Here is a 13,457-nt window from a genome sequence, read left to right as displayed (position 1 = left end):
TTAATTTTAAATATAACAATGTGCCAATTTATCAGTGTAACAGTCTAGCAGTGACAGATACATCAATCTTCTACATATTTAATTGTTACATTGTTACACTGATAAATTATTACATTTCAATTAGCGTCGAATGCTTCAAAAGCATTGACAATATGTTCTAAGTTTAAATTGCCTTTTTCATCGGGAAGCACGGAGATGATGTCGAAACGTACTTCTTTGTTTATGTTTGATTCTTGTAGGTAGTGGTCTGTTGCAGTAACCAGCAGTTTTATCTTCCTTTTGTTGACCGCTTCCTGGGGAAGATTAAAAATATCCGTGGAGCGGGCTTTTACTTCACAGACGACAATAAAATTGTCCTTTTCTGAAATAATATCAATTTCCGCCTTTTGAAAACGAAAATTTCTTGCCAGAATTTTATAGCCGTTTTTCAGTAAAAATTCTGCGGCTAAATCTTCCGCCTTTTTTCCTAAATCATTGTGTTTTGCCATGGTTGGGTAGGAGTGTTGAGCGTTTGAGAGTTTTAAGTTTATTTATAAAAAACATTTAATTTTCAAATTCAATCTTAACCTTTTCCTTAACCTCCATTTTCACTTTTGCGCCGATAATCAAAGGTCGGTTATCTTTAATATGACCATTCGGAAATCCGAAAACTACAGGAAAATCATATTTTGAAATCTGGTCAGAAATTAATTGATAAGCAAATTCATCGAAGCTGTCTTCATAATGAGTATTTTCCTTTTGATTGCCCATATTGGTCATACCACCGATAATTAAACCTTTAATTTTTCTGAAAACGCCTGCAAGTTCCAGACTCATCATCATTCGGTCGAGCGCATAGAAATTTTCCCCGATATCCTCTATAAATAAAATTCTGTTTTTATATTTAAATGAATACTTGGTTCCCAGAAGCGCATAAACAAGTGCTAAATTGCCTCCGACCAATTGTCCTTCACATGAACCCGTTTTATTTAAATTATGGGAATTAAGCTCATATTCCAGTCTTTCCCCATTTAAAACATCGAAAACAAGATCATAGCTTTCTTCTGTAACCCCGAAACTTGATGTTTTAATTGTTTGCCCATGAATTGAAGCAAATCCATGTTTAAAAAGGTAACTTTGAATTACCGTATTATCAGAATATCCGATGTACCACTTCGGATTTTTCCTAAAATTTTTCAGATCCATATTTTCGAGCAGGTGCTGGCACCCATAACCACCGCGCGAAGCCCATACCGCTGAAATTTCATCATCGCTGAAAGCCCAGTTGATATCTTCGATTCTTTCCTTTTCGGTACCGGCATAATGATAACCTTTATTAAAACTGCCGTAAAGATGTTTTCCAAAAACTGGTTCGTATCCTTTATTCCTGATCATTTCAATTCCATTTTCAAGCTGGGAAGCTTCTACAGCTCCGGCAGGAGAGATGATGGCAATTTTATCGCCTTTATGGAGTGATTTTGGAAATATTACTTTTTTCATTTCTGTCTCTGGTATTTTACTTCGGTTTTTTCTGCCTCTTCAAGTCTTCTGTCAAACTGGTTGAATTTTTTAAAACTCTGCAGAAATATAAAGAAACTGAAAACAATAAGTATTCCGCCCACAATTCTTCTGATTTTATTGGCCAGCTTCTGGGTAAGCTTGTCGTGAAACTGTTTGGCCAGAAAAATCTTCGCAAGGTCGATACAGAGATAAGTAGCGATCACGGTGCCGATGTACAAAATAAAATTGCCGGTGTCGGGATACTGATTTCGCACGGAAATTACCGTTACCAGCCAGAAAAGGATAACCCCAACATTCAGAAGATTGAAGAAAAAGCCATTGATGAAGGTTTTGAAGTAATTCTGATTGATAAATTTTTCTTCCCCAGGAATATGCATTTTTGTTTTCGTGACCATCATCACAATTCCGTATACGAAGATGAGAATGGCCGTAATCCTATAAAATCCGGGATGTTTATCGATTAATGTTACAATATCCGCACTTGCGTAGTAAGCGGCCAATATGCAGAGAAGATCTGCCGAAATTACTCCGATATCCAAAGCTAATGCATGTTTCGGCCCCCTGGAGAAGCTGGTTTCGATCAAAAGGAAAAAAATGGGTCCTATAAAAACCAGACTCAGCATGAATCCTAATACGACGGCAGATAATATAAGTTCAAACATTAAGTAATTTTTTAAATGAAAAGTCGACATTTTCATTCATTTATACAAATTTAAACTTTTGATTTAATTATTCAATAACTCAGGATTTGAGAAAAGCTTTATTTAAAATAATTTTAATCCGGATCCTGATCTTTTTAAACTAAAAAAAATTCCGTTTCACAAGATATGTAAAACGGAATTTTGTAAATTATTTTAAATTAATGATAATTACCTTCTTCCAAGCAGTCTTCGCTGTAGATAAATTCATAGTCTTTTCTGATTTTAAGGCCGAAAATACCTTTCTCAAATGTAAAGACAATCTGATTTTTAAATAACATCCTTTTATAGTCAATAAAAAAGCTTCGGGTCATATATGAGTACTCATAAGCATTTCCGCTTAAATAAATATATGTTGTTTTTCCTCTCTCATTACTTCCTCTTCCTCCAACTTTAGCAATCTTATTCTTATAACAGTACGTTTCTTTCTGTGGATCATGGCCTGTTATATAGTTGATGATAAAAAAAATATTGATAATCATCGGAAAAGTCACTGCAAAAAAGTAGGTTTTATCATGATCTTTAAGCTTTATAATATTCTTTTTAATTAAAATATTAGAACAAAAAGCTAAAAAAATGATTATAATGACAAACCAATAAAAATTAAATACGGTGATACATATCACAGTAAAAAATAAAACCACATTGAGAATACTAAAAACAATGTATTTATCAATTTTGGTCATTATTCAACAATCTTAAAATCCAGCTGTTTCTGAATCAGATTGGCTTTCACCACCTTGATCTGTACCTGATCTCCGAGCTGGTATCTTTTTCCGTGTCTCATGCCATATACCGCATGAGTTTTGGCGTCGTATGAATAGGAATCATCAACAAGATCTCTCAGTTTAATCAGACCTTCCGCACCGTTTTCAGGAATTTCTACCCAGAAACCAAATTCCGCCACACCCGAAATCACACCCGTGAATGTTTCTCCCAAATGTTTTTCCATGAATTTCACCTGCATGAATTTGATAGAATCCCTTTCCGCATCAGCAGCGAGGCGTTCCATGGAGCTGCAATGTTTTGCTTTTTCTTCGATTTCAGCTTTATTCGGTGATTTTCCTCCGTCCAGATAATGTTGCAACAACCGGTGTGCTATAAGATCGGGATAACGTCGGATCGGAGAGGTGAAGTGGCTGTAGTAATCGAAACCAAGTCCATAATGCCCAATCGGTTCTGTGGAATATACGGCCTTACTCATACTTCTCATCGCAAGGGTTTCGATCATATTTTCTTCGCCTTTTCCTTTAACGTCGTGCAATAACCTGTTCAATGATTCTGCTACTTTTTTGGTATTGGCCAAATCCATTTTATATCCGAATGTTGAAACAAAATCTCTCAATGACTCTAATTTCGCAGGATCCGGATCGTCGTGAACCCTGTAAATAAAGGTATTTTGACTAATATCTCCTTTTTTATTTAATGAAACAAATTCGGAAACTTTCTTATTTGCCAGCAACATAAATTCCTCGATCAGGTGATTGGAATCTTTACTGATTTTAAAGTATACACCGATTGGTTCGTTGTTTTCATCAAGATTGAATCGTACTTCGCTTCTGTCGAAAGTGATCGCACCCTGGCGGATACGCTCTGCACGCATTATTTTAGCCAATCGATCAAGAACATTGATTTCTTCCTGATAATCGCCTTCTTTTGTTTCAATTCGCTCCTGGGCTTCTTCATAGGTAAACCTCCTGTCGGAATGAATCACGGTTCTTCCAAACCACTGTTTTTTAATTTTAGCATCATCATCCAGTTCAAAAACCGCTGAAAATGTAAATTTATCTTCATGCGGACGAAGTGAACAGACGTCATTACTCAATACTTCAGGAAGCATCGGCACTACACGGTCTACCAGATATACTGATGTTGCTCTCTGATACGCTTCATCATCCAGAATGGTTCCCGGAACCACGTAATGAGAAACATCGGCAATATGAACGCCTATTTCCCAGTTTCCGTTTTCCAGTTTCCGAATGGACAGGGCATCATCAAAATCCTTTGCGTCTTTAGGGTCAATTGTAAAAGTAGTGATCCCGCGCATGTCCCAACGTTTGGCTACTTCCTCATCATTGATGCTACGGTCGATTTTGTCGGCATCTCTTTCCACTTCTTCAGGAAATTGATATGGCAAACCATATTCTGCAAGAATAGAATGAATCTCTGTTTCATGCTCTCCCGGAGCACCCAGAACCTGTATGATTTCTCCTTCAGGATTTTTGTCGCCAGGCTTCCATTCCGTCATTTTTACCACGACTTTATTTCCGTCTTCAGCCCCTCCGAATTTTCCTTTCGGAATAAAAATATCGGTGTTGATGGTCTTTTTATCACAAACGACAAATCCAAAATCCTTGTGAGGAACCACCTGCAGGGTTCCTACAAATTCTGTTCTTGTACGTTCCAGCACTTCCAGTACTGAGCCTTCAAGTTTTTTGCCTTTATAAGTGTAGGTAACGATTAAGACTTTATCACCCTGTAAGGCATCTTTTACATTTTTGGAATGGATAAAGATATCGTCTTCCAACCCGTCAACATTCACATAAGCGTTTCCTGACTGGTTAAAATCAATGATTCCCGTTAAAGTTCCTTTGATATTAAGATTGACGATGTATTTGCCTTTTTCCGTCTCTTTTATTCGCTCAGCAGCCTGCAATTTGTGCAGAGCCTGAATGACAAGCTCCCGTTGTCTTGGATTTTTATAATCAATTCCGTCTGAAATTTGCTTATAGTTATAAACTTTCGTGGAATTTTCATTCATAAACCTAAGGATCAACCTTCCGATCTCCTGTAGTTTATGGTCATTTTTCTGACTTATATATTTTTTCTTTTTCATTAATTTTTAAGTTTAAATTTTCTCTCCTTCAACTTTTATCGATTGGTATTGAAAATCCTGTAGAATTTCATCGATAATTATTGTTTGTTGTAAAAAGATATATGTTGTACTAATTTAATACACTACTATCAATTTTCTTTCCAGATTTTTTATGGTAAGAATCTTAGTATCTTATAAATTTAATACAAAAATGGAGAAGTGTAGGGGAAAACCTTTATTAAATATGATAACAGGTTTAATGGAAATGACAGATGGTAACTTCTGTCGGACGCTGCAAATATACAAAATAAAAAATAAATAAGGCTTGTAATTTGATTTACAAGCCTTTAAATTTTAACAGTAAGCGATCTTATCAACTCTATTCTGGTGTCTGCCGCCTTCAAAATCCGTAGACAGGAATTTCTCAACGATTTCGATTGCTAATTCTTTTGAAATGAAACGTGCAGGTATTGAAATCATATTGGCATCATTATGCTGTCTCGCCAGGGAAGCGATCTCCGGCATCCAGCACAAGGCACAACGGATCTTCTGATGTTTGTTGGCGGTAATCTGAACCCCGTTTCCGCTTCCGCAGAATAAGATTCCCAGTTCATTCTCTCCATTTTCCACTGAAGTCGCTGCGGGATGCACGAAGTCAGGATAATCCACACTGTCTGTGGAAAACGCTCCAAAATCCTGAATCTCAAACCTTTCCGAAAGATAGTTTTTCACAATCTCTTTATATTCGAAACCAGCATGGTCAGCTGCCAGCGCAATTTTTCTTTTCATAACCGTTTTATTTAGTCTTTCCAGATTTATTTCCTAACAAAGGTAAGAATAATAACAATGTCTGTTAGTCTTTCGGGAGTAAATTGTGAAAAGCATTGTGAATAACTGTGGATAACTCTTGCAAAATAAATGTTTCGTAACATTGGAAAAATGTGTAATGAAATATCCGACCAAAAAAATTGTTAAAATTTTCAAAAAACTTTTTTGCACGAATTGCTGAGTTTTTCCCGAAATCACTTATCAATAAAGGAAATTGGGGAAAAGTTATCAATATTTGTTAGTAACCGTCTGAAAAATCAGATTTACAACAAATTACAATGTAAATAAAATGTGAATTGAATATCAAATTAAGTGTTATGAAAATTTTAACAAAAACTTATCCCCTAAATTCACAACACTCAACAACAATGACATATTCTTTTTTTTAAAGAGAAAAAAATTGTTGATAGTTGTTTGTTGGGTTTGCGGGAAACTTTTCTGAAAACTTTTCCCGGGTTGCGGCAATTCGAAAAATTTAAAATCTTACATTTGTGAAAGTAAAAATCAACGATAAAAATGGGGCTGCCAGTGGGAGAGTGCGTATGTGCACTGTTTGCATTGCTGTCTGCATGAAACCTAGAAATATTATAAATGTATATATGAAAACAATCAATGATTTCAATTTTAACGGTAAAAAAGCCCTGGTAAGGGTGGATTTTAACGTTCCCCAGGACGATCAGCTCAAAGTCACCGATAATACAAGAATTGTAGCCGTAAAACCAACGGTGGATAAAATCCTTCAGGATGGAGGAGCTGTGATTCTTATGGCCCATCTTGGAAGACCCAAAGGAGAGGTGAAAGACGAGTTTTCGCTGAAGCATATTGTAGGTGAAGTTTCATCTGTTTTGGGGCATGAAGTGAAATTTGTTGATGAGTGTATCGGTGAGAAAGCACAACAGGCTGCTTCAGATCTTCAGGCAGGAGAGATACTCCTTTTGGAGAACCTCCGTTTTCATAATGAAGAAGAGAAGGGGGATGAAACTTTTGCAGAAAAACTTTCCAAATTAGGGGAGGCCTATGTGAACGATGCCTTTGGTACGGCTCACAGAGCACATGCTTCAACAGCAGTAATTGCCAAATTTTTCCCTTCAACTAAATTTTTCGGTTTGCTAATGGCCAAAGAGCTTCAGGCTATTGATAAAGTTTTAAAATCTGGGGAACGTCCTGTGACTGCAATACTTGGCGGTTCTAAAGTTTCTACGAAAATTACGATTATTGAGAATATCCTTCCTGCAGTAGACAATCTGATCATCGGTGGCGGGATGGCTTTTACCTTTATTAAAGCTTTAGGTGGTAAGATCGGAACTTCATTGGTGGAAGAAGATAAATTACCTTTAGCACTCGAGATCTTAGGAAAAGCGAAAGAACACAATGTCAAAGTATATCTTCCTTCCGACACCATTATTGCAGAAAGTTTCAGTAACGATGCGGAAAGGAAAGAATCTGATATCTACGCTATTCCTGAAGGTTGGATGGGAATGGATGCAGGACCGAAATCAAGAGACCAGTTCAATGATGTTCTTCTTGATTCCAGAACCATTCTTTGGAACGGGCCAATTGGTGTTTTCGAAATGTCGAACTTCTCAGCCGGAACAGTTGCCCTTGGTGACAGCATTGCAGAAGCTACAAAGCTTGGAGCATTCTCATTAGTGGGCGGGGGAGACAGCGTAGCCTTTGTGAAGCAATTTGGATATGACGAAAAAGTGAGCTACGTTTCTACCGGTGGAGGAGCGATGCTGGAAAGTCTGGAAGGTCTTGAGCTTCCGGGTGTGGCTGCTATTAATAGTTAAGAAATAATTTTCTATATAAAATTCCACTGATTATTTCAGTGGATTTTTTATTAAATGGATTGAAATGTATAATTATATTTTTGATGTATTTAATAAACTTCGCAAATTTTATATTTTTAGTGAAATCTTTAGGTCTATTTTCAAAAATAAAACTCATCAATTTTGATGAGTTTTATAATTTTTTAAGAGGAAAGGGTGAAATTCGACTTTCAGAAATAGGTCAAATTTCGATTTTCTACTTTTTTTCGATAATGTATATCAAACTTGAAAATTGCGAAGAAAAAAAGGCGTTTATGTTAGAAATCGTTCCCAGGATTACTGCTTTTAGCCAAAATAGAGATGATTTTTTGTATTTTTCGCTCAACATCGAGATATAATAGGAATCTAAAACCAAAGGCTTTATTTTTCTTAATTTCCAATTTGGTTTTTTTGAGATCAGATTTTCCATTCCTTTTTTGGAGAAATGATAAACATGTCTGGGAACATCGTATGCTGCCCAGTATTCTTTGTAATGTTTTGCATCATAGGACGTAGGGTTGGGAACAGCAATAATCAGGAGTCCTTTATCTTTTAATTTTTTATTGAAAATCTCCAGCATCTCATCCTGATTTTCGATGTGCTCGAATACATGCCATAAAGTAATGGCATCAAGACTGTAATCTTCAATGGCATCCAGAGTATCGACAATGAAGGCTTTTGAGGTTTTGGATTGTGCTGCTTTCCGGGCATCTTCATCGGGTTCAAAGCCGAAAGTATGGAAATCATTTTCGATATATTTTACAAATTCACCGGCACCACATCCGTAGTCTAAAACTTTTGAACCCTTTTGAATTCGATCCAGAAGAATTGTTTTTTTATACTGTAAATTAAAAGACTGCAGAAATTTATAGAGTTTTTCTTTCAAACTTCCCGAATCCTGGTGATGTGAAATATAGTCTTCACTTTCATAATACTTTGAAATATTTTGCGGGATAGGCGAGGTTTTGAAAACTCCTTTTGTTTCGGTTTCTTTAATTTCAAATATTTCCTGTGAAAGAAAATGATCTTTAATTTTCATTGTATTTAAATTCTGTATGCATAGATATTTATGGTATTTAAAGCTCATAAATACCTTAATTCTGCTTTAAAATTAATTATGTTTCACGTGAAACATTTATCATTTAACGGCCTAAATAGACAAGTAAAACGTTAATATCGGCAGGGGAGACACCGCTTATTCTTCCGGCCTGAGCAATTGTTTTTGGTCTTACATTCGACATCTTTTGTTTAGCTTCTGCTGAAAGGCTCGAAATTTTTGAATAATCAAAATCATCAGGAATTTTTATATTTTCCAGTCTGTTAAGTTTGGCAACATTTTCTTTTTCCTTTTCGATATATCCTCTGTATTTAATATTTACCTCTGCCTGTTCTCTTATTTCATCATCATATCCTGAAGAAATTTCGCTGATAAAATCAATCTCATCCAATTTTTCGAGGGTCATATTAGGTCTTGTCAGGATCTGCGCAGCTCTGTATGCCTGGTCGACAGGACTGCTTTCAATAGATTCTAATATTGGATTTATGATTCCCGGTTTTAAAGAAGTTCCTCTTAAAAAGCTTTCAAGTTCCTCACTCTTAGTGACTTTCTCTTCAACACGTTTTAATCTGTCTTCTTTTGCCAATCCAAGATCAAATGCTTTTTTCGTCAATCGAATATCTGCATTATCCTGTCTTAAAAGAAGACGGTATTCGGCTCTGGAAGTAAACATTCGGTATGGTTCTTCTGTACCTTTGGTGATCAGGTCATCAATCAAAACACCAATGTAGGCTTCATCACGGTTAAGGATAAATTCTTCTTTTTCGTGTACCTTATTGTGTGCATTAATTCCTGCAATAAGACCTTGCCCGGCTGCTTCTTCGTATCCTGTGGTCCCGTTGATCTGCCCGGCAAAATATAAATTATCGATGATTTTTGTCTCCAAGGTATGCTTTAACTGGGTAGGAGGGAAGTAGTCGTATTCAATTGCATAACCCGGACGGAATACTTTTACATTTTCAAACCCCGGAATGTGCTTCATGGCCTTAATCTGTACGTCTTCAGGTAAGGAAGAACTGAAACCGTTGACATAGATTTCTATTGTTTTCCACCCTTCCGGCTCCACAAATAACTGATGTCGGTTCCTTTCTGCAAAACGGTTGATTTTATCTTCAATACTTGGGCAATATCGTGGCCCTAAACTTTGTATTGTACCATTAAACATGGGGCTTCTGTCAAACCCTTCACGTAAAATATCATGTACTGTTTCATTGGTATAAACGATATGGCAGCTTAATTGCTTGGTTAATCTCGGAGTATCTAAATAGCTGAATTTTTGAGGATTTTCATCACCTTTCTGTTCTTCCATTTTAGAGTAATCCAAGCTTCTGCCGTCTACCCTCGGTGGAGTACCGGTCTTCATTCTTCCGGCCTCAAATCCTAAAGAAACCAGTTGTTCTGTTATTCCGAAAGCTCTTGGTTCGCCCATTCTGCCACCGCCCAGCTGCTTATCGCCAACGTGGATAAGGCCGTTAAGGAATGTACCGTTGGTAAGTACTACGGAACGGCTTTTTATTTCTATTCCCAATGAGGTCACTACTCCTGTAACCTGGTTGTTTTCTACAATAAGTTGCTTCACCATATCCTGGAAAAAGTCAAGATTGGGAGTGTTTTCCAGTGCTAAACGCCATTCTTCAGCAAATAGCATACGGTCATTCTGTGTTCTTGGAGACCACATGGCCGGACCTTTTGAAAGGTTAAGCATTTTAAATTGTATGGCAGATTTATCGGCTACAATTCCTGAATAGCCTCCCATGGCGTCGATCTCACGGACAATCTGTCCTTTGGCAATACCTCCCATGGCGGGATTGCAGCTCATCTGCCCGATCGTCTGCATGTTCATTGTAATGAGCAGCGTTTTTGAACCTAAGTTGGCTGCTGCTGCCGCTGCTTCACATCCTGCATGACCTGCACCGACTACAATTACATCATATATTTCTGATATCATTTTTATTGCTTGTTTTAAGCTTTAAATTTTAATTTTATTTATAAATGTTTCACGTGAAACATTATTCGAAATTACGGCTTTAAATCGCCTGTAATACGTCTTTTTAGCCCCGATCGCAGCAGTTGTCTGAGCTCATTTTCTTTTTCCTAAAAAAGAAAATAGCGAGTGCGGAGAGCGGGAAATAGCTCCTAAAAATCAAATGAAATAAAAATACCCTATTTTCTAATTTTTGACTAATATCTGGCTAAATAAAAATCTTCTTTGCTACGCATGAGCTGTTCTTCTTCCCGAGTCTTATCTTTATATCCTGAAAGATGTAGAATACCATGCGCCAACACTCGTCTCAATTCTTCTTCATATTCTTTTGAAAGGGTAGAAGCATTGTCTGAAATGCGCTGCAAAGATACAAAAATCTCTCCGCTTATAGTCTTGCCTTTTACATAGTCGAAAGTAATGATGTCTGTGTAATAGTCATGCTGCAGATAATCCTGGTTTACTTTCAATAAATATTCATCGTCACAGAATATATAATTGATTTCACCAAGCTTTTTATCTTCTGAAAAGATAATATCTTCCAGCCATGTTTTATATGCCGGATTAACAGTTTCGGGTAAATTTTCGTAAAAGAATTGTATCATCGTATTAAAACCAGTGTCCTAAAATTATACTGAATATGCCTTTTTGATTATTTTTGAGTGAGTGGCTGAAGTTTATTTTGATCTGTCCAAACGGAGACTTGTACCCGGCGGTAAGTCCAACCGAGCTGTAATTAAGTTTAACGGCGTCTTCAAAACTTATATCGTCTGAAAGATTCGCGAATGAAAAGTTTCCGCTGATGAAATAGTTTTTATTGAATTTAAACTGCAGATCGTTTGAAATGAGAACGACATTATTGCTGTTCAGCTGTGCGAAGTAAAAACCGGAGAAACTTCGGAAATTCACAATATTCTGTTCAAATATTCCTCCCAGCCGGTACTGGTAAAATGCCGGAAGGTTTTCACCAATCGTAATTCCTCCATAAAGATTAAGACGATAAGCAAACTGTTTGGAAAGAGGGATATTAATTCGGATGTCTGCTTTCACCTGGACCAGTCTTTTTTCAACCGCAGATTTGAGAAGGTCTATTACCTTGCCTTCAGCATTGATATAAATACCACGGGTAGGGAAGTCTTTATCGTTTTGGGTATCGCTTTTCAAGAATGCATAAGGATTCAGAAAACGGTTAGTGCGCAGATTGTTTCCATTGGATTCTGCTTCAAAATAATCATGGCTGATGCCTGCGCCGACGGCAAATTTATCTTTCCAGATCGACTGTATATAAGCCTCATTGCGCAACCAGGTCCATTTTTCTATCTCGTAGTTATTAATGTCTTTCAGATTAAAGCTCATCCCCGATGAATAAATCCCAAATCCAGGAATATATCCGTTGTCTATAAAATAGTTTAAATAATATCGTGGTTTATCACCTACGATAACATCCAGGGAGAGATTTGAATTTCTGAAGAGGAGACGTTTTGCGGAATAATTAACGAGAAGTCCTGTTTTAAATATTTCGTCGTAGTGAAGGCCAAATTTCAGGAAGTGGCGGGCGTTATCTTCGGTGACATATAATTTCAGGTAATTGGCATCATTTTCCGAAACAATATCATAATTGATAAATTTATAATTGTTGGTGGCTACAAGCTTATCAATCTTCTTATTGATGCTTCCGTAAGTCTGCATGGAGGGAAGGCGCAGTCCCATCTTCCCCAGAACGTAATTCTGGCCGTAAATTCTCCCTCCTTCTATCGAAATACTGTCTATCTTATATACGTTGCTATAAATGGGATTTATGCGCTGTCTGAGGCGGTCAAACGGGCGTTTGGGAAGCTCATCCAGTATCTTTGAATATTTAAGTCCTTCCGCATAGCCGCTGTCGAGAATTTTTTTCTTCTCATCATAGCTGGTGGCAGTCATTCCCTGGAGATTGGGCTTAATATTGATATCGGTGTATTTGTATTGCCTCCTGGTGTCTTTTTTTATTCCGAAATCAATGACCTGATTCAAAATCGAAATGATGCTTCCCAGGTCTTCTCTTTTAGAAAGATCCTGATTAAGATCTACACCAATGACAATATCAATTCCTTTGTCTTTTAAAGGTTTTGAAGGGTAATTAACGGTCATTGCACCATCGATGTAAATGCTGTCACCAATTTTTACGGGATCCATTAAAGAAGGGAATGCCGAACTGGCCATGATCGACTGTACAAGATCTCCTTTTTCAAAGATCTCCATATTTCCGCTTTCCAGGTTCGTAGCCACGCACATGAAAGGAATCGGCAGTTTTGAAAAGTCATTGATATTGGAGACATTTTTGAAAAGCTCCTTTAATAAATAAACATTCTTTTGTCCTGTGCTGATAGAAGAGGGGAGTGATATCTTTCCATCTTTAAGAGGAATTGTAAGCAGATATTTGTCGACAGATTTGTTAAAGAAAGTAGTTTCCTGTCGTGTGGCCTTTGGATCCATGATTAAGGAATAGAAATCTGTATCCATAACAATCTTTTCGATTTCCTTCCCTGAATATCCTGAAGCATAGAGGCCTCCTACAATGGCTCCCATGCTGGTTCCTGCTATGTAATCTACCTTTACCCCTAAGGAATCCAATACTTTAAGCACACCGACGTGAGAAAATCCTTTAGCTCCTCCGCCGGCAAGGGATAGTCCGATTCTCGGATTTTTAGGGATTACGAGATCTTTTTTTACCTGTGCCGGGATAAAAAATATCTGAAATGCCAATAAAAGAATCAGAAGCTTTCTCATA

11 protein-coding genes are annotated in these 13,457 nt (G+C 37.1%); 1 reads left to right on the top strand and 10 read right to left on the bottom strand.

The genetic code is table 11. The features are described from left to right. Positions 1–116: 116 nt before the first annotated feature. From AC0N32_RS01730 to rpiB, 6 genes are all read right to left on the bottom strand, one after another. The gene (locus AC0N32_RS01730) at positions 117–488 is read right to left on the bottom strand and encodes a YraN family protein (RefSeq protein WP_476392159.1); all 372 of its coding nucleotides are present in this window, start codon (positions 486–488) and stop codon (positions 117–119) included. Positions 489–543: 55 nt separating this feature from the next. Next, positions 544–1,479, bottom strand: coding sequence for a S66 peptidase family protein (locus AC0N32_RS01725; protein WP_476392158.1), 936 nt, complete (start codon positions 1,477–1,479; stop codon positions 544–546). After that, entirely contained in the window at positions 1,476–2,162 is a 687-nt protein-coding gene (locus tag AC0N32_RS01720; protein WP_476392157.1) for a LysE family translocator, read from the bottom strand. The genes AC0N32_RS01725 and AC0N32_RS01720 overlap by 4 nt, the downstream gene beginning before the upstream one ends. A 197-nt stretch (positions 2,163–2,359) precedes the next feature. After that, entirely contained in the window at positions 2,360–2,884 is a 525-nt protein-coding gene (locus tag AC0N32_RS01715; protein ID WP_476392156.1) for a hypothetical protein, read from the bottom strand. Then, positions 2,884–5,034: a ribonuclease R gene (gene rnr, locus AC0N32_RS01710; protein ID WP_476392155.1), complete on the bottom strand. Its 2,151-nt coding sequence runs from the start codon at positions 5,032–5,034 to the stop codon at positions 2,884–2,886. The genes AC0N32_RS01715 and rnr overlap by 1 nt, the downstream gene beginning before the upstream one ends. Before the next feature lie 333 nt (positions 5,035–5,367). Continuing rightward, positions 5,368–5,802 (bottom strand): ribose 5-phosphate isomerase B, encoded by a 435-nt coding sequence (gene rpiB / locus AC0N32_RS01705; protein WP_476392154.1) that lies wholly within the window; start codon positions 5,800–5,802, stop codon positions 5,368–5,370. 638 nt (positions 5,803–6,440) lie between these two features. Here rpiB and AC0N32_RS01700 point away from each other — a divergent pair. Then, the gene (locus tag AC0N32_RS01700) at positions 6,441–7,631 is read left to right on the top strand and encodes a phosphoglycerate kinase (RefSeq protein ID WP_476392153.1); all 1,191 of its coding nucleotides are present in this window, start codon (positions 6,441–6,443) and stop codon (positions 7,629–7,631) included. Between the two features lie 235 nt (positions 7,632–7,866). Here AC0N32_RS01700 and AC0N32_RS01695 read toward each other — a convergent pair whose 3' ends face one another. The 4 genes from AC0N32_RS01695 to AC0N32_RS01680 form a co-directional block, all read right to left on the bottom strand. Next, entirely contained in the window at positions 7,867–8,688 is an 822-nt protein-coding gene (locus tag AC0N32_RS01695; RefSeq protein ID WP_476392152.1) for a class I SAM-dependent methyltransferase, read from the bottom strand. A gap of 103 nt (positions 8,689–8,791) precedes the next feature. Further along, positions 8,792–10,654, bottom strand: a complete 1,863-nt coding sequence (mnmG, locus tag AC0N32_RS01690; protein WP_476392151.1) for a tRNA uridine-5-carboxymethylaminomethyl(34) synthesis enzyme MnmG — start codon at positions 10,652–10,654, stop codon at positions 8,792–8,794. 233 nt (positions 10,655–10,887) lie between these two features. Continuing rightward, complete coding sequence (gene ybeY, locus AC0N32_RS01685) at positions 10,888–11,292, bottom strand: rRNA maturation RNase YbeY (RefSeq protein WP_476392150.1); 405 nt, start codon at positions 11,290–11,292, stop codon at positions 10,888–10,890. A 4-nt stretch (positions 11,293–11,296) separates the two neighbouring features. Further along, positions 11,297–13,456, bottom strand: coding sequence for a patatin-like phospholipase family protein (locus AC0N32_RS01680; RefSeq protein WP_476392149.1), 2,160 nt, complete (start codon positions 13,454–13,456; stop codon positions 11,297–11,299). Position 13,457: the final 1 nt, after the last annotated feature.

Source organism: Chryseobacterium endophyticum (assembly GCF_056333165.1).
Note: the sequence above shows the minus strand (reverse complement) of the source record. Positions and strands in the feature narration are given on the sequence as shown.

What these genes read in the sequence shown, in the direction of transcription:
- AC0N32_RS01730 (WP_476392159.1), bottom strand. Translation starts at nt 488, where the DNA reads ATGGCAAAACACAATGATTTAGGAAAAAAGGCGGAAGATTTAGCCGCA.
- AC0N32_RS01725 (WP_476392158.1), bottom strand. Translation starts at nt 1,479, where the DNA reads ATGAAAAAAGTAATATTTCCAAAATCACTCCATAAAGGCGATAAAATT.
- AC0N32_RS01720 (WP_476392157.1), bottom strand. Translation starts at nt 2,162, where the DNA reads ATGTTTGAACTTATATTATCTGCCGTCGTATTAGGATTCATGCTGAGT.
- AC0N32_RS01715 (WP_476392156.1), bottom strand. Translation starts at nt 2,884, where the DNA reads ATGACCAAAATTGATAAATACATTGTTTTTAGTATTCTCAATGTGGTT.
- rnr (WP_476392155.1), bottom strand. Translation starts at nt 5,034, where the DNA reads ATGAAAAAGAAAAAATATATAAGTCAGAAAAATGACCATAAACTACAG.
- rpiB (WP_476392154.1), bottom strand. Translation starts at nt 5,802, where the DNA reads ATGAAAAGAAAAATTGCGCTGGCAGCTGACCATGCTGGTTTCGAATAT.
- AC0N32_RS01700 (WP_476392153.1), top strand. Translation starts at nt 6,441, where the DNA reads ATGAAAACAATCAATGATTTCAATTTTAACGGTAAAAAAGCCCTGGTA.
- AC0N32_RS01695 (WP_476392152.1), bottom strand. Translation starts at nt 8,688, where the DNA reads ATGAAAATTAAAGATCATTTTCTTTCACAGGAAATATTTGAAATTAAA.
- mnmG (WP_476392151.1), bottom strand. Translation starts at nt 10,654, where the DNA reads ATGATATCAGAAATATATGATGTAATTGTAGTCGGTGCAGGTCATGCA.
- ybeY (WP_476392150.1), bottom strand. Translation starts at nt 11,292, where the DNA reads ATGATACAATTCTTTTACGAAAATTTACCCGAAACTGTTAATCCGGCA.
- AC0N32_RS01680 (WP_476392149.1), bottom strand. Translation starts at nt 13,456, where the DNA reads ATGAGAAAGCTTCTGATTCTTTTATTGGCATTTCAGATATTTTTTATC.